Raw genomic sequence first — 20,982 nt, 5'->3', positions numbered from 1 at the left:
TACAGGTAACTTGTTTATACCCCTACCATCAGTCCACCAACCTATCAACCGTTTGTTGGCTTTATACACCTTTTGGTAAAGTTATTCCTGCACAATATACAAACTTTCCTCAAACTTTTAATCCCAAATTCTCGACCAATTCTAAAAGCTTTCCAAAACCTCTTTCGTCAACTTTTCAGTGTATGCATTCAATTTCTCATGACTCGGCATCCAACCCAACAAAAATCGTGTGAAATCTGCAGAGGCAATCTGATACATCCTTCTCCACTCCTGCTCTAGTTTGCTGTATTCCGCTTTATTGATTTTATCTCTACTCGCAATTTCTAATTCCCCAAAGTAGAAATCCAATAACTCCGTTTCATGTTTTTCGCATTCGTTGCCGGAGAGACAACTGCCTAAAAAGTAAGTCACATCTTTCATTCCACATCCTCCACCTATGTATTGAAAATCGACAGCTGCAACTGAATGTCCATCATTCGAAAAACAAAAATTCGCCACTTTAGCATCACCATGTACCAAAGTTTGGTATTGACAATTGTTTAAGATTTCATCGATGATTTTGGCGTTGTTCTTTAATTCCGAAGCTTGCATTTGAGCAAATTCGTCTGGTCGGGTGGCTAAATGCCAATAAGTTCCTATTTCCCATAAATCTTTTGGAGTTTCATTCAAGAAAGTTGCGTGGAAGTTCGCCAACCATTTTAAACACACTTTTACCTCGCAAAGTGACAAATGTTGCTCGCGTGCTGGGAATTGAGCATCCAAATCTTCCAAGATTATCCATTGATCTTGGTCCTGTGAAAATGAACCTAGAAACTTTGGTGTTCGACAATCAACTGTGCAGCGCTGATTATAATTTTCATACCAAATCGTTTCAACTTCGTAAGATTTTACTTTTCGATTGTGCGAATTATCCGTATTCCATCCTCTTGGGTGAGCATTGGCTTTCCTTAGTGAAATGTGTTTAACCACAACAGTTTCAATCGCTGCTCCGTCCAATTGAATTCTAGAGATTTTTCCATAACCACTCCACAAAGACTGAATCATTACAATTTCTTTGCAGTCTTTTGCTTGGGTAGTTTTTAATAGGAATTCTTTAAAATCAGGATTCATCGTTTGTTCTTTTACCATATTAATTGGTAACAAACTTAATATAATTACGGTTTTAATCTTGTTTATCGAAAAAGAGGAATGGATAAACCAAAAAAGATAAAACTATCTTCTCAAAATACCCTTTTCCACACTTTCATTAATTAGGTTTTCAGCATAATTCCAAACTGAAGTAGAACCGTGATTGATTACCTTTACTTTGTCGTAAACTTTGTCGTGAGGAACATCAAATTCTTGCCAGGTTCCTCCTTCGTTTGATGCATTTTGAAGTAAAGGCTCAAATCTGTCCATCGCTCTTGCAAATTTCGCTTCTTCGCTATGACCTTCTTCAAATTCTTCCCAAATAGAAATGAATTCTTTGGCTTGTTTTTCGGGTAAAATCCCAAAAATTCGGTGAGCTGCCTTTAATTCTTGCTCTGTATTCGTGTGATTAATTTCGGTGTCATAAATAAAAATATCACCTGCATCAATTTCAACAATATCATGAATCAGCACCATTTTCACCACCTTAAAAACATCGATAGGCTGGTTTGCATGTTCGGCTAAAACCACCGCCATCATCGCGAGGTGCCAACTGTGTTCCGCATCATTCTCACACCTGTCACTGTTAAATAATTTCGTTTTGCGTTGTATATATTTAATCTTGTCAATCTCTTTGATAAATTCTACTTGCTTGAGCAAATCCGCTGTATTCATTTTTATTTAATTTTATTGAACATTGAGCCACCATTCGGTAAACTTCTGTTCCTTATTATTAATATTCAATTTTTCACCAATAATCGGTGTTACTAAGGTTAAATCCGTAGATTTTGTGAGTGCCGAAAGTCTTTTCAAAGGTTCATCCCAAGGGTGATTAGACAACGCGAATTTGGAAGAATGCACAGGGAAAATTCTTTTCGCCTTTAAATCATTGGCCGCCTTGATCACCTCATCTGGAGTTAAATGAATGTATGGCCAAGACTTATTGTATTGACCATTTTCCAAAATAACGAGGTCAAAAGGTCCATATTTCTCGCCAATCTCAGAAAAATGTTGGTCATATCCACTGTCACCGCCCAAATATATCTTAGTAGATTTCGAATGTAAAACAAAAGAAACCCACAGCGATTTATTTCTTGATAAAGCTCTTCCAGAAAAATGCCTAGAAGATTCAATGTAAAGTGTTATTCCATTTTTTAATTCCAATTTTTCATGCCAGTCTTTCTCGATGATTACCTTAGCATCATATCCCCAACTTTCAAAATGAGCGCCTACACCGAGTCCACAAATCACTTGCTCCACCTTATCTTTTAATGCAATAATTGTTTTATAATCCAAGTGATCATAATGGTCGTGCGAGATAAATAAATAGTCGATTTTCGGAAAATCAGAGACAGAATAAACGTCCGTTCCCATAAAAGCGGAAACCGTTTTTGCAACGGGTGAAGCATTTCCACTCAAAACGGGGTCTACAAGTATCCGGATTCCATCTATTTGAAGAAAATACGAAGAATGACCAAACCACACAAGAATATTTTCTGCAGGATCTAGTTGATGTAAATCCGTTTTGGTACTTGGAATTTTATTAATGGGCTTTGTGTTGGGGAATTTCTTAAATAACTTTTCATAAATTAAATTGAAAACATTCTCCCCTTCAGCCAATTCTGGCGTATGGTTTTTATTTTGAAATTTTCCATCTCTATAATTTGAAGAACGCTTTATTCGTGCTAATCGCTCTCCTTTTGAAATTTTCCCAAACCTACTTTTTCCCATTTCACCTTTAAATTTATTGGTTTGGACTACTTCTTCCAGTTTTGGAGTCGGTCCAGGTATAAATAACTCTCCACAAACTCTCTTTGTTCAGCACTGGTCATTTTTTCTAATAAATTGAGAGCTGAAATATAACTCGCTAAATTCCCATTGGAAGAACTAAATTTTCCGTCTTCAACGAAAGTCACCAAACTATCATTTTGAACAATCAAGTTTGGGTAATCCTTCTGCAATTGAACTCCTCCTCCAATCCAAGTAACGATTTTGTGACCGTCTGTAATTCCAGATTTCCCGATTAATTGCGCTCCAGCACAATTACTTACTACGTAATCTACTTCTTCGTTTTTAGTTCGAATAAAATCTACAATTTTTTCATTGTGCACTTGGGCGTACATATCGTAGGCACTTGGAACGAATAAAACGGTCAATTCAGGGCAATTTTCAAACGAATAATCTGGTACAAAGTGCATTCCTTCTTCCGTTGTAATTTGCTGCGCTGTTTCGGCTATTGTAATGACGTTAAAAAGTTGTTTTCCTTCTGCATTTGGTTTAGCAAACACATCAGAGCTAGCAATAACTTCGCTTTGTAAAACACCATCATACATCAACAATCCAATCGTTGGCAAACTCTCGTCAAATGGTTTTAAATGTTTAGTTAAAGTGTCAGATTCCAATTCTACTTCCTCCTTTACAACTTGTGCAGTAATTTCTTCTTGGTTTACCTCTTGCTTAGAATTACAACTCATCAGAAAAACTGAAAATGCAGTGATACCTATTAAATTTTTAGCCCTCATTTCTATGATTTTATTAAAATTCAAATTTACTTAAATTTCAACCATAAACTTAGGAGAGGGAATATTTGTGAACTCCCATAAATCTTCAAAAACTATAGGGTAAGCATTTTTATTGTGGTTAACAACGATGTTACAATATTCTCTCGTTTCAACGGTGGGTCAACAATACACTGATTTTGGACTTATTGGATCGGCAGCTTTACAAATGGTGGTGGCAAACCACGATATAGCCTTAACGGAAAAAGAAGCGCAAGATGATGTCCTTACTCCTATTCGTTCACTTCCTGCACATCCAGAGGTGAAAGAATCCTTGCAACGTAAAAGATGCAGGGTAAAAAGTGGTTTCATTCACGAATTCTTCAAATATTGGTGTTGAAACACAATTCAAAATGCTGGACTTAGCGAATATTTTGATTTGAGGATGAGCATCGAAGCTATCGGAAAATTTAAACCCCACACAGATGCTTATAATTGGGCAGCAAGAAAAAATGGATCTAGTTGTTTTATGACTTTTCAATAAACTGATCTAATTTTTTCTTGGTTGTTGCTTGAATTTTATTCTTGAGAAACGGAGACCAACCTAATAAATAACCAGGTATTCCCATTGCTTGTTTAGTCCATTTCCACAAATCGAAAGTATCAATGTGTTCAATGATTTTTCCGTCTTTAAATTTAAACGCAGCACTCACTTCATTAACGACTTTTCGTTTCGACTTTCCATAAACATATTTTGCAGTCCAATTGGCCTTGCCATTTTCAGAAGTTACTTGAACATTGTTAAACGAAATTTTTATGCCAGAAGTTTTTGATGACAATAGCATTTCCCACATTTTCTTGGCTCTTTCACCTTTGAGCTCTCCAAAAGCAGGATCTTTAAACACTACATTATCATCATAGCATTCTATCATTCCTTTGTAGTTTCCTTTCGAAAAGGAAGTATAGAATTTTTCAATTAATTCACTGTTTTCCATTTTTATTATAAAGTTTTAAAGTGTTTAAATAAAACCATAACCCTCAGTTATTGGCATAATTAAGACCGAAATAAGTCCATTTGATTAGTTATTTTTCAAAAACTCAGTAATTTCACTTGGCTCTGCTCTATTTCTATAATCAGCATCTAGAAATGCATAGATAATTTCGCCATTCTCATCGATGATAAAAGTCGCAGCCAAAGGAAGTTCATTTGATTTATCCCCATTGTAAGCATTCATATCAAATGATTCGTTATACATTCCTGCAACTTCATCTGTCAATTTGAAAACGATTCCATATTCATGAGCTACCTTATTTCCGATATCACTTAAAACCTCAAATTCTAAGTCATTTTTTTCGGCAGTCGAAATTGAATTATCTGGCAGTTCAGGCGTCAAAGCAATTAAAGTCGCTCCATTTGCTTTGAAGTTTGGTAATTCTTCTTGTAATTGGTGTAAAGTTAAATTACAATAAGGACACCAACCCCCTCTGTACCATGTCAAAACAACTTTTCCTTTCTTGAGCACATCCTTTAATTCTACAGGATTCCCTAAGGCATTATTTAAGGTGAAGTTTGGAGCTTTATCGCCAACTTGCTTCGCACTACTCACAATTCCACTTTTTTCAACAGATTCTATTCCTTCTCTATATGCTCTTTTTTTATTGTCAGATGCTTTTGTTTCGAAATTCGCTTTCTTCTCCTCTAGTTTCGACTTTAAAGATGTTTTATTGCTTGTTCCCATTTCATTTTCTTTTTTAAAATCTGCTTTTGTTAATCCAGTATTGAATTTAATATTCGACCAATTTACTGTTACCCATTGATTACCTTCAACTTCTGCGTTCCAAGTTGATTTTTGGTATTTTCTATCCGTTGGAATTAAAATCCCCTCTACTTCTTCATATTTCAGTTTCATTAAGTTAGGAACTTCCATTTTTCCGAAATCGGCAACAGTAAACAAAAATTGATCTACCAATTGAGTTTCCTTGTTAATGTACAATTGATAAATATCTGTTGGTTTATCATCCTGAGCATCAAAAGTCACCTTCACAACATCGTAAGCTTGATTATCTATATTTACTTCTTCCAATAATTCATAATTCAATCCTGGATCCAATAATTTCTGCATCATTGTAAACCAATAAAAATTCGTTGGTCGATTGAATTTTACTCTTGCCAAAGATTTTTCGTCATCAATGATTTCTCCATTGTTTTTTAACCAAAATTCATTTCCATCATATCCTTGCTCAATTGCCCCATTATATTGAGCTAATGTTCTTTCGTGTTGTTCATATTTACCGTATGACAATTCACCATTAAAAATATATCTCTCATTGGAAATATCCGTTTGGTTGTCCGGTGTTTTGTAGGTATAGGTATACGCTACATCCTTTTTAGCACTTAAAGTTTTATAATTTCCAACTTTTTGAACCATGTCGTACACCAATTGATGTCCTTTATTGTCAAATTGAACTTCTTCATCAGTTGAATTTTCGGTTTTTTCAGTATTCTCTATGGAAATTCTTTCTTCTTTAATATCACAAGAAAAAAGTATTGTACTTGCAACGGCAAATGTTAAAATGGTAATTTTCATTTGGTGAACTAATTATATACTATTTCTACAGAACTACTGTAATTGTTTACAATTTAATAAATGTTTTGAGTTCAAAAAATCGTCGTTTTACATAAAAATTACATTGTAACAAGAACAAAAACTCAATAATCACCTAAATTAATCATCCAATTTTACCTAGGTAAATATAATCCCATCTAATTCTATAAAAATATACAACTTCTAAAATTCAAATATAAATCCGATTGAAGGAACCACAGTTGCAGAGCTACTTTCTAAAACTACTGGAATTCCATTACTTCCATCCGCTGCAATTGGGTTTCCATCAGTGGTTTCAAACCCTGTGTTGTCTTCATTACGTTGAAATGTAAAATTTGGTGTACTTGGAATTTTGTATAGAAATACATTTTGAATATCTACAAATAAGGTCAAACTCACATTGTCAAAGTTGAATTTCTTGTCAACACGAATGTCCAATTGTTGGAAAACAGGCAAACGTTTTTCGTTGATTTGGGAGTAGTCCAAAGTTCCAACACCAGTTGTTAAATAACTCGCTTGAGAAGCTGTTATATCAAATGGTGTGTAAGGTTGACCACCAGAAATGCGGTATTTCACACCTAAATCCCAATTCTTTTTGAATTTGTAACCAAAAGTTGTGGAGAATACGAAGCCATAATCCCAAGTTGAAGGCCTGAAAACGCCATCTAATCCAGTAAATTCAGATTTATAAACGGTTGTACTTATTACATAAAATAAGTTTTTCATTAATTTCTGCTGCATGTATGCCTCAAAACCATAAACGCGACCTCTTCCAACAGAACTGTAACTGTCATTTCCAACCGTTGAAAAATCTGTTCCAATATTCGCGAAAGAAATTCCATCGGACAAAGAAACTGGATAATCTCTATAATCCTTGTAGAAAGCTTCAAACGTAATTCTCAAATCATTTCGAGGAATAAATTGTGTTCCAATTGTATAATGAATTGAATTGATGTATTGTAAATCTTTATTCGCTAAAATATTGGTTTCATCTCGATATCCCAACGCTGTGTATACTGGCAATTTATAATACGATCCAAACGAAGCTGAAATATTCCATTTATCATTGAAAGCATAGCTCGAAGAAATTCTAGGAGAAATTGTCTTCAATGGATTTGTTCCAGTAGCAGTAAAAGTATTCATGTCTGAACGTAAACCTCCTGTGATCAAAAGTTTTTCATTTAAGATTTTTTTACTCAAGTGGGAATAAGCTCCAAATTTATAGAAATCTATTGCCGATTCCCTTTCGAAACTAATTGCCGGAGAAATCACATTTCCTGTAGAATCCAGTAATTCATCTTGAATAGTGTTGAATAAATCCAAGTCATATTTCACATATTGCGCACTTACCCCATAACTGAATTTCCAACCATTCAAAAATTGATTGAAATCTATTCTCAGTTTATTTTCGGTTTCAAAACTCTTTAACTCTAGTAATTTTGGTCCTGCTAGGGTTGCATTATTTGCATATCTGTCAGCACCATTGAAGAACATATTTCTACTCAAAGCAACTGTGAAATAACCTTTGTTAATTAAACGTTTCAATGAAGCCCCTACAGTATAATTCCATTGTTTAATGAGTGGATTCGCTCGATTTATGTACTCTGTGTTTGCATCAGCTTCTTCTGGAATGGCCAATTTAAAGTTATCAATTGCTCCAATTCCGATAAAATTCAATTCTGTTTTCTTATTGATTTTGTGATTGATCTTGTATTGAAAGTCCCAATAATCTGGTCGAATCGGTAAATCTAGAAGTTGAAATAAAAATTGCAAATACGACCTTCTTGCAGAAGCCATAAATGTTGTTTTCTTTCCTAAAGGTCCTTCGAGCGTAACAGCGGCCTCACTTCCAGAAAGTCGGAAATTCCCACTTAACTTGTTTGGATTTCCGTTACGTTGCTTAATCACAATTGTTGAAGCCAAAGCATTATCATAACGACTGTCAAAAGCAGAAGAAGTCAATTGCACTTCACGAATAAAAGAAACATTCAAAATCCCTGTTGCTCCACCACTTGCACCCTGTGTTTGAAAGTGATTTAAAACTGGAATTTCTATTCCATCCAAATAATATACATTTTCACTTGGACCACCTCCTCTTACAATAATGTCATTTCTATTTGGAGTTGAACCACCAGCGACACCTGGCAAAACTTGAATAACTTTTGATACATCGAAATTCCCACCAGGATTTGCTTTAATTTCTTCGGCTGTCAATTTTTGAGTTGATAAGGGCGTCACCATATCTGTTGCACGAACAGATTGTGATGCGTTAATTGTTACTTCACCAAATTCTTCTATTTTATCTTCCAGTTCAATTTCTAAGACTTGTGCATTTCCAGAATTCACGTTGATGTTGTAACTAATGAAAGGTTGATAACCTGTGTAACTTGTTTCTAAATTATAACGACCAACTGGTGCGGAAATATTAAAATTGCCATCATAATCTGTTCGACCTTTAATCGTATCCTCTCCTGTTAATGTGATTAAAACACCAATCAAACCCTGTTGTAGGTTTTTATCTATGATAGTCCCAGTAATGACACCAGTATTTTGGCCAAAAGCAGTCGTAAAACAAAGAATACTGAAAATTAAACCTATAATGTGTTTCATTGTCGAAGAGTATATATTTCAAAAGTAAAAGAAATTTATGGTAGACAGCTCCCATTCTTTAATTATCGTCACGGATTTTATTTATTATGTAAGAAAACATCAATAAACATTAAAAGTTCTTCTGAACTAATTAAAAGGTAAAGTTTTTTTCAAAAAAAATCCTTCCAAAATGAATTGAAAGGAATCGGTAACTCTACAAGAAGTATTAAATTTTATTTCTTCTTAGAATTCTTTTTATTATGATCAATCTCATAAGATTCATCATCTTCATCTCTAGGATGAGTTAATACATTGCTTTTCGAACGATTTTTATTTGAAGGTCTTTCGTCTTTTCCTTGTTTATGCTTTAATCGATCTAAATCTTTTTTCTTTAATTGATTATTTGCTTCGTCTCCATAAAATTTTTCAGCTTCTTCCCTATCTTTAGGAATCTTTTCGTTCTTTTTAGTATCACCCATAGTTTTTCTGTTTTAATTAATCCTATTCTAAATTTAAAAGATATTTTTTGAAATAAAAGAGTTTAAATGGATTTTAATGATTTTTTACATTTAGTTTTCTGTTATAGACTGTATATTATTTCCTCTTTTGCAGTGCATGAAACTGTTTGACTTCGTAGGGTTTTATTAAAGACAATAAAACGTAAATTAATTCGTTCAAATAAGTACAAAAGCACACTTTATGAAATCAATAACAATCATTTCTTTTTTATTATTAAGTTTTGGAAGTTTTTCTCAGCAAAGAGGAATTGAGGTATCTGATTGTTTTCGATATGGATATGAAAATGAATATGCAGAAGAACGCTTTTACACAATGTTTCCAGGGCAAGACACTACCACTTATTTGGATACATTTAAAATTGCTTTCAACGTAAATAAAGAAATTTGGATGGATTGGCGATATGTAAACGAGTTATCTACCATGTACCCAACATTTGATACAATTCAATGGTTTTTTAATGATTCCTTGCTGGAAGCTCAAAATTACACTGCTGAATTGGGTAATTTTCATTATGTATCTACATCCTCATTAAACAATGCACAAATAGGATACTATCAATTACGTAATTTAGGAAATGGAAGTACTTTTTACAATACCAACTACCCAGTAATTCATGTTTATGAAGAAATAATAGACACTTCGAACACTGTTTTAACAATCCCTGTTTTAGATGTAAAATTCTACCCCAATCCAGCTTCAGGTGTTGTCAACTTAGAAATTACCGAACCTATTAAAAACGGGGAATTAAAAATCTATAATCTTCAGGGAGAACTTAAGAGATCAATCCCTCTATTGGATTTGGAAAAAAAATATACCTGCGATGTCTCTGATTTAAATCCTGGCATTTATTTCTTCTCAGTCCTTAACAAAGAAAATTCAACAGAAATAAGCCGAAAGAAGGTCGTGATTCGATAGGAATTGATATTTGATTTAATAATGAATGTTTTTACGGGTGAATATGAAGTTATTTTACAATTCCAGAAACATAGAATTCCATCACTCACTTAATGTATGGTTTGCAAATTTCATTTTAGAGAAAAACAATGAGAAAAAAATTAGGGAACCCAAAAATAGAGGACCACGTGACTGCCAGACCATTAGAAATCACACATATCTCTGAATATTTAGATCCTAAAATCAATCCTGAACACCTTTCATACCGAAAAAAAAGGAATTCTTAAATGTTTCGCGTTATAGGAATGGTAGTTTGTTCTAATTGCGAGAAAAAGGGATTCTTCAATGCTGTGCTTAATTCAAAAGTTGTTTTGTTCTAATTGAGAGAAAAAGGGATTCCTCAATGCTGTGCGTTATTCAAAAGTTGTTTTACTCTGGTTGCGAGAAAAAGGGATTCCTCAATGCTGTGCGTTATTCAAAAGTTGTTTTGCTCTAATTGCGAGAAAAAGGGATTCCTCAATGCTGTGCATTTTCGGAATGACGGCTTTTTGCATATAGTACGGGGATAAAATTTTGCTCAAGCTGCGCTTGAGCAAAATTTTATCCCAAAGCCCCCCTGGAACATCGTCATTCCGATAGGTTTGAAAAACCTGAGGAATCTCTTTTTGATTGAAATAATGCGTTTTTCATGAATTACAGTTCCCATAAATGTTCAGCCACGGCTCAATTAGACTGGCAAAAAAGAGATTCCTTTCAATTCCCTCTCCAGAATTGACAAGCACCAAACTTCCAAACCAACAAAAAAGGGATTCCATCGAATGACATTACCTTTTAATTGACAAGCATCACGCCTTTGGGCCAACCAAAAAGGGATTCCTCAACGCTTCGCATTGTCGGAATGACGGACTTTCGCTAGTTGCGGGTGGGGAAAAAATGCTCAAGCGGAGCTTGAGCATTTTTTCCCCAAAGTCCACCCCTGAACATCGTCATTCCGAAAGATTTTTTAAATCTGAGGAATCTCTTTTTTCTTTATACAAAGCCATCTTGTGAAAATTAAAAGTTATTTATCGGAGCTTTTATTTCCCTCCATTGAGGATTAACATCATCAATCAATTTGTTCTTTTTAGATCTATTATAACTTTTAATTTGTTTTTCTCTAGTAATAGCGGCTTCGGCATTTGGATATGTTTCAAAATAAAGCAATCGTTTTATGTTGTACTTCTTGGTGAAGCCATCGTAGAATCCGGTTTTATGCTTATGCACTCTTTGCGCCAAATCACTAGTAAAACCAATGTAAAGTAATTTATTATTATAGTTAGATAGCATGTAAACAAAGAATGTTTTAGGGGTTTTCATTATATTAAGATAGTAAATAATATCAGTTATTTCTAACTTTTAACCCAAAATACTTCACCATCAACGAATTTGGCAAACTAACTGAAAAGGGATTCCTCGTCCTTCCAAATAATCCCAATATAAAAATTAATCGCCTATCGCACTTGTATAAAAGTGTTTCGGTAGATTTTGGATTCCTCAATGCTGTGCGTTATTCAAAAGTTGTTTTGCTCTAATTGCGAGAAAAAGGGATTCCTCAAAGCTGTGCATTTTCGGAATGACGGCTTTTTGCATATAGTACGGGGATAAAATTTTGCTCAAGCTGCGCTTGAGCAAAATTTTATCCCAAAGCCCCCCTGGAACATCGTCATTCCGATAGGTTTGAAAAACCGGAGGAATCTCTTTTTTTTATGGGCTTGAAAGTAGAACAGAAAAATCACAATTATGAAAGAATGCGCCTATCAGAATTGTATATAAGTGTTTCGGTGGTTTTTGAATTCCTCAATGCTGCGCATTATCGAAAAGTTGTTTTGCTCTAGTTGCGAGAAAAAGGGATTCCTCAATGCTGTGCATTTTCGGAATGACGGCTTTTTGCATATAGTACGGGGATAAAATTTTGCTCAAGCTGCGCTTGAGCAAAATTTTATCCCAAAGCCCCCCTGGAACATCGTCATTCCGATAGGTTTGAAAAACCGGAGGAATCTCTTTTTTTTATGGGCTTGAAAGTAGAACAGAAAAATCACAATTATGAAAGAATGCGCCTATCAGAATTGTATATAAGTGTTTCGGTGGTTTTTGAATTCCTCAATGCTGCGCATTATCGAAAAGTTGTTTTGCTCTAATTGCGAGAAAAAGGGATTCCTCAATGCTGTGCATTTTCGGAATGACGGCTTTTTGCATATAGTACGGGGATAAAATTTTGCTCAAGCTGCGCTTGAGCAAAATTTTATCCCAAAGCCCCCCTGAAACATCGTCATTCCGATAGGTTTGAAAAACCTGAGGAATCTCTTTTAATATAGGCTTGAAAGTAGAATAGGAAAATCCCAATTTTTCAAAGAATGCGCCTATCAGACTTGTATATAAGTGTTTAGGTGGTTTTTGAATTCCTCAATGCTGCGCATTATCGAAAAGTTGTTTTGCTCTAATTGCGAGAAAAAGGGATTCCTCAATGCTGTGCATTTTCGGAATGACGGCTTTTTGCATATAGTACGGGGATAAAATTTTGCTCAAGCTGCGCTTGAGCAAAATTTTATCCCAAAGCCCCCCTGAAACATCGTCATTCCGATAGGTTTGAAAAACCTGAGGAATCTCTTTTAATATAGGCTTGAAAGTAGAATAGGAAAATCCCAATTTTTCAAAGAATGCGCCTATCAGACTTGTATATAAGTGTTTAGGTGGTTTTTGAATTCCTCAATGCTGCGCATTATCGAAAAGTTGTTTTGTTCTAATTGCGAGAAAAAGGGATTCCTCAATGCTGTGCATTTTCGGAATGACGGACTTTCGCTAGTTGCGGGTGGGGAAAAAATGCTCAAGCGGAGCTTGAGCATTTTTTCCCCAAAGTCCACCCCTGAACATCGTCTTTCCGAAAGATTTATTAAACCTGAGGAATCCCTTTTTATTAGAATATCAATCATTAAAACCAAAAACCCAACCCCGAAGCAGATTAACCAATTCCACTCTCTACTCACACTACTCAATCCTCAAAAGAACTCTCCCTATTTTATCCTCTGACAAGCTTTCTCCAGTATCTGAGCTTTTAAAATCAAAAGTACTTGTATAGCTTCCCATACTCATTGAACTTTGTGAATTGTATTGAATAATTTCACCTGAAGTTTCATTAACCTTAATATCCAAGGATTCAATTGTCGCAGGAAGCTCCGTAATCTCATCCGAAGCATCTCTCGAAGTGTAAATCATTTTCACAACAGTATCAGCGGGCTGAGTAATTTCAATCGTATCGCGGATTATTTTATCAACGTAAACAGTATCCACTAATGCCAATAATTCATCGTTCTTGTTTTGATCAAATTCTGAATTGATAAAAATAGGTGTCGAAAGAATAAAAATCATAAAAACAGCAGCAATAGCAGTCCACAAAGGAATTTTAAATGCAAAAAAGCCAGCTCCACCTTTCTCTTTATCACTCTCCTCAACACTCTCCCTATCCTTCTTCTCTCTCAAAGCTGCCAATGCATTCAAATGAATACTGTCCTTTGCTTTGAGTTGACTTGCTTCAGATTTTAACTCTCCCTTCACTTGAGAAATCAATTCGTGCTTTTCATTAAACTCTTGTTCAGAAATCTCCGATAAGACAAAGTTCTGCTCCTCTTTCGTCAGTTCATTAAATGACTTTCGCTCGATTAATTCTGTTAGTTTAGTCTTCATATTCTTTCGTTTTTTCAATTACCTGACTTGAGTCAAATAACACTTTGTAAACTTTTAATTTCTTCGCTAAAATTTGAGTCACATGGTTCAATCGGGATTTAATTGTACCAACCGGACAATCCATAATTTCGGCGATTTCCTTGAGTTTTAAATCCTCGAAATAACGCAGGATAAAGGTTTCTTTAAATTTGTAACTCAATTTATTCACCTCAATATCCAAACGTCTTTTAAATTCTTTTTGATCGTAATTCTCCTCAATTGAATCGTCATAAACAAGCGAATTATTGGAAGAATCAATATCAAATAGCTGTTTATTGCTTCGAAAGTAATTCTTACAATGATTCGCAGCTACTGTAAAAATCCAAGTTTTAAAGGATTTATTCGTATCAAATTGGTCTGCTTTTTCTATGACTTTCATAAAAACATCTTGCGTAAAATCCTGAGCTTTGGCTTCGTCATTTCTCAACATTTTAAACATAAAATACAAGATGCGATTGCTATACCGTTCATACAATATTGTAAACGCCGATTCGTCCCCTTTTTGAAGAGACGACATCAGCTGTTCATCTGTAATATAATTTGAATTAGTCAAGGCCTATTTCTTGTTTTATATCCTCTAATTTAGCAAAGTCTTCTCCTAAATGTAAAATAATTGACTTCGTTGTTTCCGCTTTTTCTTTATTACCTACTAAATCATAATGTTGATAAAGAGAAACTAATCCCGGCAAATAAGCATAACCCCAGTCTTTGTCCTTTTGAGCAAATTCACTGATGTAATAATCATATTTCAATTGATCTACAATAAATTTATTTTCAAAATGATCTACAATCAGCGCTGAATTATTAAACGACTGTTCTGAATATTGATAAATCACGCCTACATTATACAACTTTTCGAAAATTGATGTGTCACTCGCAACAATTCCTTTATTATAAAAATAGAGCTCCCTTCCTCCTTTGTGTTTGATGATATGCTCCACAATTTTAGCTGTTTCATATATTTGACCCTCCAATTCTGGTATACCATTTTCTGCAAAAACCCGATTTCTGTAATCCGTTATACTCAACAGGTAAACATTCCAAACATTCACATCATTTCTATAATCATCGGCATGTTGCACAATCCACAATGGATATGTATCATTGTCACCACCTGTTAATAAAATCGCATTTTTCTTAGTATTCATTAAAGCATTATAAGAAAGCGCCATTAATTTGGGAGTGTGATCACCAGAAGCTTTCCATAGAACCGACAATTCTTTTTGTTTCTTCTTATTCGGTCTAGAAATCTCATAAATATTCATCAAATTAGGATAAACATCGGGACTATTCGGCTTCAATTCAAACGCTTTTAGAGAATAACCAATAATTTTATCCTCTTCGGCCTTGTCTTTCGCCTCCCAAACATTAGTATACCAAGCCAAAAGACTATAATATTCATAAGTTCCTTTAATCGATTTACCCATTTTCTGAATCACGTCTGCCTCCGTTTTATGCCAAGCCATAGTTTGCTCATTCTCCTGAGCTGAAAGTCTAGCCATTCTGGCAGCAGTATATAAATTAATCCAAGCCTCACCATTCTTCTTGTTCTTTTTAACCTCCTTTTCCCAAAGTGAATATTGATTGGTGTACCATTCAAAACTTTTTCTTTCCTTAATTACAGAATGAACTGTTTGAGGCTCCTCTTGGGCGCCAATAAAAAATGTCCCGAATAGGATGGTCATTAAAATCATTGCTTTTTTCATAATATCTCGTTTTCCCGTAATACACAGTTGTTTGAAAAAGGTTCGATTTTTTTTTAGAAAATGTTAGAAGACCATATTTCAAACTTTGCGAAAAAATAATTTTTCAACTGATATTTCGCGAAAAGTCAAGAATGTAATTTTCAAAGCAGCAACAAAAGAGATCCACTCGCTATTCCATCATCAGAATAGGGTTCAATAAAGTAAGTATCGCACAAATAGACAAACTAAAAGGAGATTCTTATGAATATATGTTATTTCATTTTTTGAATAGATAAGTTCTTTCCCTTCAATTTACTTATTTTTACAAAATGCTTTTTGCAATTACAGATTTAGAAACCACGGGTGGTTCGATTAGAAACTCCAAAATAACTGAATTCTCAATTTTCTTAACGGACGGAGAAAAAATCATAGATGAATTTACTTCGTTGGTAGATCCAGAGCGACCTATACCCTTTTTTATTTCGCAATTGACCGGAATCAATGATGAAATGGTGGAAGATTCACCAAAATTCTATGAGTTGGCAAAACAAATTATTGAATTTATTGGTGATGCCGTTTTTGTGGCGCATAACGTAGGTTTCGATTATAATGTTTTGCGCAGTGAGTACCGTTCTTTAGGATTTGAATTTCGCATGGAGTATTTGTGTACCGTAAAATCTTCGCGTCAAATTATTCCTGGCCATGCATCCTACAGTTTAGGGAAATTGACTGATGAATTAGGAATTCCATTGGTTGGAAGACACCGTGCACATGGAGATGCATTAGCAACCGTTGAACTTTTTCATTTATTGTATCAAAAAGATCAAGAGAAGTTACTTGGACTCATTCAATCGGATAAAGTTCCAAAACATTTGCACCCTGGTTTAAATTTTGATGCCATTGATGAAATTCCAAAATTAACTGGAGTTTATAAATTCTTTGATGAAGACAGTCGCTTAATTTATATTGGAAAAAGTAAGAACATTAAAAGTCGTGTTCAACAGCATTTGAAGAACGTAAAGACGAAAAAAGGCATTAACATGTCCAAGGAAATTGTGCGTGTTGAATATGACATTACAGGTTCTGAGGCCATCGCATTAATCCATGAATCGAATTTAATAAAGAAACACAAACCACATTTCAACAGACAATTGCGCAAAGACAAGTATCCATTTGGTCTATATGCTTTTGAAGATGGCAAAGGCTATATCAATTTACATTTGGATCAAGTCAAGAAAAGAACTGATCCGCCAATTACAACATTTTCTAACAGAAATGAAGGAGGCATTTTTTTGGAAAGAGCTGTAGAAGAATATAAGTTATGCAAGAAACTCGTTGGACTTTACCCGACAGCAAATTCCTGTTTTCAATATCAAATCAAACAATGCAAAGGTGCATGTATTGGTGAAGAAGCACCTGAAGAATATAATCAACGTGTCAATAGTTTAATTGATCGTCTTAATTTCGAACTTGAGAATTTCTTCATTATCGACAAAGGCCGCAATCCAGAAGAGTTAGGACTAATCATGGTCGAAAGAGGAACTTTTGCAGGCTATGGCTTCCTACCCAAAAAACTGAACGACAGATCAATAGAAACATGGAAAGATGCAATTGACCGCTACGATGAGGACCGAGATATTCGACTGATTATCAACAGAATGATTCGAATTGGCAAAGGAATTGAAATACGTAAATTCTAATGATAAAAGGTTAATGGTAAACGTGATTGGGGCCAAATTCTTCTACGCTATCCTGATTATCAATTCAATTAAAATCTAAACCGTGCTACTCCAAAAGCACTCGACAAACTATGACCATCTTTCGAGAAGAACGAAACTGCATCTCTAGATGAAATTCCAAATTCGTATCTACCATTTCCGAGTATAAAATTAATTCCTACAGGGATGCTATTTGCATAAACTCCTCCTCCAAAATATCCCATGGATAATTGCAGCCATTTCACTGGTCGGATATCACCACCTACTGAGAAAACGGCATTTTGTAAACTTCCAGGTGCATTCCTGTCAAACGGTGCTACAAAATCAACGCCAACATGTAGTTTATCATTAATAAAAGAAATGCTCCCTCCTAACCTAAATGTTGCAGCATTTGCCACTTCGATATCTTGTTGTTCTTCCAATTCAAACAAACCATCTTGATTGGAAAGCTGACTTATTATTTCTTGCGAACCTGTGTTTTCAATTCCACTTAAAGTTGACGAAGACAATAAGGTGTCATTTACTGAATAAACATCTCTGGTATATTTAACGCTACCAACATTGTTTACCGCCGTAGCAATTTTAATTCTATCAAAGAGTATAACACTTGCGGAAAAGTCCAAACCATATCCTTTTCCAACAGATTCTGGAAGAAATCCACTATTTGATGAATTCGTAAGGCTGTCATATTTGACATTAAAAAAAGGAGAAAGTGAAGAACTCGCACTCAATCCAGAACTGTTTGATTCAACATCAAACATCGCGATAGATTGTATAAATCTTGCACCAACTCCAGCATATAAAGCGAAAGTCTCTCTGTTTCCGAAAACTTTTCGTCCATACCCTATATTGAAATTACGGTTCCATGAAAATTTGATACGAGAACCATCCGTAATTTGACTAATTAACAAAGGATTATCTCTAACCCCTTCAATTACAGCTGCAAGTGAATCTTGAGAAATATTTTCTGAATTGGCAATTGTCGAGGTATCTCCCTGAAAAACAACAACCAAAGAATCATAATAATCTGAATACTTTCCCCGAAAAATTAAGTCTGTTGATTGTTCATTGAGTTGAGAAAACCAATTGATATCTTCATTAACTGAAATTGCAATTCCTCCAAGTATTTCGCTCTGGAATGAAGCTCCGAACCAATTATAACCTGCATTAACACTAATACCTGATTCTGAAAACTCCGCGACTGCTTCTCTTTGTTGCTCATAATCGAAACTTTCTCCATCAGAAATCTGATTTTTCACACTTGTTAATGCATTCTTTAAACGTGTTTTATTTAAGGTCGGACTAGAAATTCCTGCAGAAAATTCTGTTGTTCCAATAGTAAAACGCTTGCCTTCAAAACCAGTTCCCCATCCCAATGATGAGCTATTTATTCCTAAGGAATGGTAATCGGTAACAAAAGTTGTCGCTACTCCTTTTCCAACTGCGGTGTAGGCTATTCCTTGTGTTTGTGCAAAGAGAACTGTAGAAAATGATAGGATAAATAATCCTCCCAAAATAATTTTAGATTTCATCATAAATGATAGTGTTTAAATGCTGAGTTAACCAGATGAATTTTAGTTTGGAATAAAAGAATTACCTACTCTATTCTACTACTTAACCTGTAATTACTTCACAATGTAGAAAAAATAAATGGAAGAAATTAAAATCAATCTTTAGAAAACAAGAACGCATGATTATCTGGATATGTTTTCAAATGAAATTCACCATTTTCTAGCACTCCATAAGTATAATATTTTATCCAATCTCCTAAATTGAAGTATTTACTTTTTTCATTCAGTGACATTGCAATTGGTAAATGACGGTGCCCAAAAATGAAATAGTCGATGTCTTCTTTTTCAAGAATTTCTTTCGAATAAATAGCCAACCACTCCTTGTCATCACCTAAATATTTTTCATCTGTATCACCAGCTTTTGCTCTGCTCGATCTAGAGAAATAATTGGCCACTCCAATTCCTAAATTTGGATGAATCCTTGCAAAGCACCATTGAAAAAAACGATTTGAAAATACTTTCTTGATGAATTTGTAGCCATGATCTCCAGGACCTAAGCCATCACCATGACCAATGTAAATTCTCTTGCCTTGAGCTTCGAAAATGAAAGGATCTCGGTGCATTTTGATACCCAATTCTTCTTCATGGTAACCAAACATCCACATGTCGTGATTTCCTGTAAAGAAATGAACAGAAATTCCGCTATCGGTGAGTTCTGCAATCTTTCCTTGCAATCGCACAAAACCTTTAGGAATAGCGTGCTTATATTCAAACCAAAAGTCAAATATATCACCTACCAAATAGATTGCTTCGGCATCCACTTTTACCTCATCGAGCCATTGAACAACCAATTTCTCACGTGCTAAACTTTTTTCAGCAGTTGGAACTCCAAGGTGAAAATCGGAAGCAAAATATATCTTTTTATTGGGGTTGGACATTTCAATATCAGGAATTATTCAAATATTTGCTCTAACGCACTTTCTAATCCTGTTCCTCTAAGATTTGTACCAATCACCTTACCTTCCTTGTCGATCAAAACTGTAAATGGTATGGAAGAAACATTATAAGCTTGAGAAGCTACAGATTGCCAACCTTTTAAATCAGAAACATGAGCATCCCAAATTAATCCATCTTGTTCAATTGCAGCTAACCATTTTGCTTTGTCTTTATCTAATGAAACCGAGAAAACTTCAAAACCTTGCTTGTTATATTGGTTATAAAGCTTCACAACATTTGGGTTTTCACGACGACATGGTCCACACCAAGCGGCCCAAAAATCGATTAAAACAACTTTTCCTTTGTAATCAGATAAATTTACAATTTTCCCTTCTGGATTTGGCAATGAAATTTCTTTCACTTCCGAGCCCGGTGCCAAAGGCATGTTAGCTATTCTTTGGGCCTTTTTCACCTCAAATTCTTTAGCTATTCTTTGTATCGTTGGACTTTCACTAAATCCAACTTCCAATTGACTTACAATGTTTTCATATAATTCAAACTCTTGCTCAGGATTGATTGTTGGAATTACTCCTATTAGGGCTGCTGAATTTGCGTTTGCCCTCATAAATTGTTGTCTTTGAGATATAAAAGCCTGATATATCGGCTGAAAATCCTTTTGAACTTCCTCCCTCTTATCCATATTGGCTTTTAAATAGTTATTTGTAGAATCCAAATCTGCTTGATATCGTGCACTTATTTTCATGAAATCCATCAACGAAGTACTGGATTGAGAACCAACCACATTTATAAAATTCACCACATCTGAGCCATCTCCGTAAACTTTTATCGTATCAGCCCCTTCAACAATAATATTAATTCCTTGATTGTTTTCTAAACTTAGAATATAATAATCTTTGTGTTGTAAAGGAATTTTCTTTTCAAAGAATCCCTTTTCATCAATATCAATTGAAGCAACAACAATGTTTTCACCATTTAAATTTTGATACAAACGTAAGGTGTCACTGTCTGTATTGAAGATTTGCCCTTTTAAAACAAAGGAAAATTTCTCCTGAGAAAAACCTAAAGATGTTAGTAAAGTAAAAATTAATAAAGTGATTGTACGTATCATATTTTTTGTT

The 20,982-nt window shown here is 34.6% G+C and carries 19 protein-coding genes; 4 read left to right on the top strand and 15 right to left on the bottom strand.

Going from position 1 to position 20,982, the window contains the following annotated elements; genetic code table 11:
• Positions 1–141: 141 nt before the first annotated feature.
• From C6368_RS14860 to C6368_RS14845, 4 genes are all read right to left on the bottom strand, one after another.
• The gene (locus C6368_RS14860; RefSeq protein WP_234369148.1) at positions 142–1,128 is read right to left on the bottom strand and encodes an oxidoreductase family protein; all 987 of its coding nucleotides are present in this window, start codon (positions 1,126–1,128) and stop codon (positions 142–144) included.
• Between the two features lie 84 nt (positions 1,129–1,212).
• Positions 1,213–1,803: an HD domain-containing protein gene (locus C6368_RS14855; protein ID WP_107040010.1), complete on the bottom strand. Its 591-nt coding sequence runs from the start codon at positions 1,801–1,803 to the stop codon at positions 1,213–1,215.
• 12 nt (positions 1,804–1,815) lie between these two features.
• Entirely contained in the window at positions 1,816–2,859 is a 1,044-nt protein-coding gene (locus C6368_RS14850) for an MBL fold metallo-hydrolase (protein ID WP_107040009.1), read from the bottom strand.
• A 26-nt stretch (positions 2,860–2,885) separates the two neighbouring features.
• Positions 2,886–3,650 (bottom strand): DJ-1/PfpI family protein, encoded by a 765-nt coding sequence (locus C6368_RS14845; protein WP_199851655.1) that lies wholly within the window; start codon positions 3,648–3,650, stop codon positions 2,886–2,888.
• Positions 3,651–3,777: 127 nt separating this feature from the next.
• Between C6368_RS14845 and C6368_RS14840 the strand changes: the two genes are divergently transcribed.
• Positions 3,778–4,026, top strand: coding sequence for an HAD family hydrolase (locus C6368_RS14840; RefSeq protein ID WP_199851654.1), 249 nt, complete (start codon positions 3,778–3,780; stop codon positions 4,024–4,026).
• 127 nt (positions 4,027–4,153) lie between these two features.
• Here C6368_RS14840 and C6368_RS14835 read toward each other — a convergent pair whose 3' ends face one another.
• The 4 genes from C6368_RS14835 to C6368_RS14815 form a co-directional block, all read right to left on the bottom strand.
• Positions 4,154–4,621 carry a nuclear transport factor 2 family protein gene (locus tag C6368_RS14835; protein WP_107040008.1) on the bottom strand — a complete coding sequence of 156 codons (468 nt, stop codon included), beginning with the start codon at positions 4,619–4,621 and terminating at the stop codon, positions 4,154–4,156.
• Positions 4,622–4,705: 84 nt separating this feature from the next.
• Positions 4,706–6,214, bottom strand: coding sequence for a peroxiredoxin-like family protein (locus C6368_RS17485; RefSeq protein WP_234369147.1), 1,509 nt, complete (start codon positions 6,212–6,214; stop codon positions 4,706–4,708).
• A 201-nt stretch (positions 6,215–6,415) separates the two neighbouring features.
• Entirely contained in the window at positions 6,416–8,842 is a 2,427-nt protein-coding gene (locus tag C6368_RS14820) for a TonB-dependent receptor (protein ID WP_107040007.1), read from the bottom strand.
• Between the two features lie 212 nt (positions 8,843–9,054).
• On the bottom strand, positions 9,055–9,300 hold the full coding sequence (locus C6368_RS14815; protein ID WP_107040006.1) for a hypothetical protein: 246 nt from the start codon (positions 9,298–9,300) through the stop codon (positions 9,055–9,057).
• 220 nt (positions 9,301–9,520) lie between these two features.
• Between C6368_RS14815 and C6368_RS14810 the strand changes: the two genes are divergently transcribed.
• Together C6368_RS14810 and C6368_RS17340 are read left to right on the top strand one after the other, a co-directional pair.
• Entirely contained in the window at positions 9,521–10,255 is a 735-nt protein-coding gene (locus tag C6368_RS14810) for a T9SS type A sorting domain-containing protein (protein ID WP_107040005.1), read from the top strand.
• A 128-nt stretch (positions 10,256–10,383) separates the two neighbouring features.
• Positions 10,384–10,521 (top strand): hypothetical protein, encoded by a 138-nt coding sequence (locus C6368_RS17340; RefSeq protein WP_159038624.1) that lies wholly within the window; start codon positions 10,384–10,386, stop codon positions 10,519–10,521.
• 766 nt (positions 10,522–11,287) lie between these two features.
• Here the strand turns inward: C6368_RS17340 and C6368_RS14805 are convergent.
• From C6368_RS14805 to C6368_RS14780, 4 genes are all read right to left on the bottom strand, one after another.
• Positions 11,288–11,590 (bottom strand): GIY-YIG nuclease family protein, encoded by a 303-nt coding sequence (locus C6368_RS14805; protein WP_107040004.1) that lies wholly within the window; start codon positions 11,588–11,590, stop codon positions 11,288–11,290.
• A gap of 1,668 nt (positions 11,591–13,258) precedes the next feature.
• Positions 13,259–13,954 (bottom strand): hypothetical protein, encoded by a 696-nt coding sequence (locus C6368_RS14790; RefSeq protein ID WP_107040002.1) that lies wholly within the window; start codon positions 13,952–13,954, stop codon positions 13,259–13,261.
• Positions 13,944–14,546 (bottom strand): RNA polymerase sigma factor, encoded by a 603-nt coding sequence (locus C6368_RS14785; protein WP_107040001.1) that lies wholly within the window; start codon positions 14,544–14,546, stop codon positions 13,944–13,946. Before C6368_RS14785 ends, C6368_RS14790 begins: the two co-directional genes overlap by 11 nt.
• Positions 14,539–15,699 (bottom strand): hypothetical protein, encoded by a 1,161-nt coding sequence (locus C6368_RS14780; RefSeq protein ID WP_107040000.1) that lies wholly within the window; start codon positions 15,697–15,699, stop codon positions 14,539–14,541. The genes C6368_RS14785 and C6368_RS14780 overlap by 8 nt, the downstream gene beginning before the upstream one ends.
• 308 nt (positions 15,700–16,007) lie before the next feature.
• On the opposite strand from C6368_RS14780, the gene C6368_RS14775 reads away from it, so the two are divergent.
• Positions 16,008–17,378: an exonuclease domain-containing protein gene (locus C6368_RS14775; protein WP_107039999.1), complete on the top strand. Its 1,371-nt coding sequence runs from the start codon at positions 16,008–16,010 to the stop codon at positions 17,376–17,378.
• A 68-nt stretch (positions 17,379–17,446) separates the two neighbouring features.
• On the opposite strand, the gene C6368_RS14770 is transcribed toward C6368_RS14775, so the two are convergent.
• The 3 genes from C6368_RS14770 to C6368_RS14760 all read right to left on the bottom strand — a co-directional run bounded on the left by C6368_RS14770 (position 17,447) and on the right by C6368_RS14760 (position 20,972).
• Complete coding sequence (locus C6368_RS14770) at positions 17,447–18,931, bottom strand: DUF5723 family protein (protein ID WP_107039998.1); 1,485 nt, start codon at positions 18,929–18,931, stop codon at positions 17,447–17,449.
• A gap of 131 nt (positions 18,932–19,062) precedes the next feature.
• The gene (locus C6368_RS14765) at positions 19,063–19,845 is read right to left on the bottom strand and encodes a UDP-2,3-diacylglucosamine diphosphatase (RefSeq protein ID WP_107039997.1); all 783 of its coding nucleotides are present in this window, start codon (positions 19,843–19,845) and stop codon (positions 19,063–19,065) included.
• A 14-nt stretch (positions 19,846–19,859) separates the two neighbouring features.
• The gene (locus C6368_RS14760; protein ID WP_107039996.1) at positions 19,860–20,972 is read right to left on the bottom strand and encodes a TlpA family protein disulfide reductase; all 1,113 of its coding nucleotides are present in this window, start codon (positions 20,970–20,972) and stop codon (positions 19,860–19,862) included.
• Between the last annotated feature and the right edge of the window lie 10 nt (positions 20,973–20,982).

The organism is Brumimicrobium mesophilum (assembly GCF_003025005.1).
GTDB classification, from domain to species: domain Bacteria; phylum Bacteroidota; class Bacteroidia; order Flavobacteriales_D; family Crocinitomicaceae; genus Brumimicrobium; species Brumimicrobium mesophilum.
This window is presented reverse-complemented; position numbering and strand designations above follow the sequence as displayed.

What these genes read in the sequence shown, in the direction of transcription:
- C6368_RS17340 (WP_159038624.1), top strand. Translation starts at nt 10,384, where the DNA reads ATGAGAAAAAAATTAGGGAACCCAAAAATAGAGGACCACGTGACTGCC.
- C6368_RS17485 (WP_234369147.1), bottom strand. Translation starts at nt 6,214, where the DNA reads ATGAAAATTACCATTTTAACATTTGCCGTTGCAAGTACAATACTTTTT.
- C6368_RS14815 (WP_107040006.1), bottom strand. Translation starts at nt 9,300, where the DNA reads ATGGGTGATACTAAAAAGAACGAAAAGATTCCTAAAGATAGGGAAGAA.
- C6368_RS14840 (WP_199851654.1), top strand. Translation starts at nt 3,778, where the DNA reads ATGTTACAATATTCTCTCGTTTCAACGGTGGGTCAACAATACACTGAT.
- C6368_RS14835 (WP_107040008.1), bottom strand. Translation starts at nt 4,621, where the DNA reads ATGGAAAACAGTGAATTAATTGAAAAATTCTATACTTCCTTTTCGAAA.
- C6368_RS14860 (WP_234369148.1), bottom strand. Translation starts at nt 1,128, where the DNA reads ATGGTAAAAGAACAAACGATGAATCCTGATTTTAAAGAATTCCTATTA.
- C6368_RS14765 (WP_107039997.1), bottom strand. Translation starts at nt 19,845, where the DNA reads ATGTCCAACCCCAATAAAAAGATATATTTTGCTTCCGATTTTCACCTT.
- C6368_RS14850 (WP_107040009.1), bottom strand. Translation starts at nt 2,859, where the DNA reads ATGGGAAAAAGTAGGTTTGGGAAAATTTCAAAAGGAGAGCGATTAGCA.
- C6368_RS14805 (WP_107040004.1), bottom strand. Translation starts at nt 11,590, where the DNA reads ATGAAAACCCCTAAAACATTCTTTGTTTACATGCTATCTAACTATAAT.
- C6368_RS14845 (WP_199851655.1), bottom strand. Translation starts at nt 3,650, where the DNA reads ATGAGGGCTAAAAATTTAATAGGTATCACTGCATTTTCAGTTTTTCTG.
- C6368_RS14790 (WP_107040002.1), bottom strand. Translation starts at nt 13,954, where the DNA reads ATGAAGACTAAACTAACAGAATTAATCGAGCGAAAGTCATTTAATGAA.
- C6368_RS14760 (WP_107039996.1), bottom strand. Translation starts at nt 20,972, where the DNA reads ATGATACGTACAATCACTTTATTAATTTTTACTTTACTAACATCTTTA.
- C6368_RS14770 (WP_107039998.1), bottom strand. Translation starts at nt 18,931, where the DNA reads ATGATGAAATCTAAAATTATTTTGGGAGGATTATTTATCCTATCATTT.
- C6368_RS14780 (WP_107040000.1), bottom strand. Translation starts at nt 15,699, where the DNA reads ATGAAAAAAGCAATGATTTTAATGACCATCCTATTCGGGACATTTTTT.
- C6368_RS14820 (WP_107040007.1), bottom strand. Translation starts at nt 8,842, where the DNA reads ATGAAACACATTATAGGTTTAATTTTCAGTATTCTTTGTTTTACGACT.
- C6368_RS14775 (WP_107039999.1), top strand. Translation starts at nt 16,008, where the DNA reads ATGCTTTTTGCAATTACAGATTTAGAAACCACGGGTGGTTCGATTAGA.
- C6368_RS14855 (WP_107040010.1), bottom strand. Translation starts at nt 1,803, where the DNA reads ATGAATACAGCGGATTTGCTCAAGCAAGTAGAATTTATCAAAGAGATT.
- C6368_RS14810 (WP_107040005.1), top strand. Translation starts at nt 9,521, where the DNA reads ATGAAATCAATAACAATCATTTCTTTTTTATTATTAAGTTTTGGAAGT.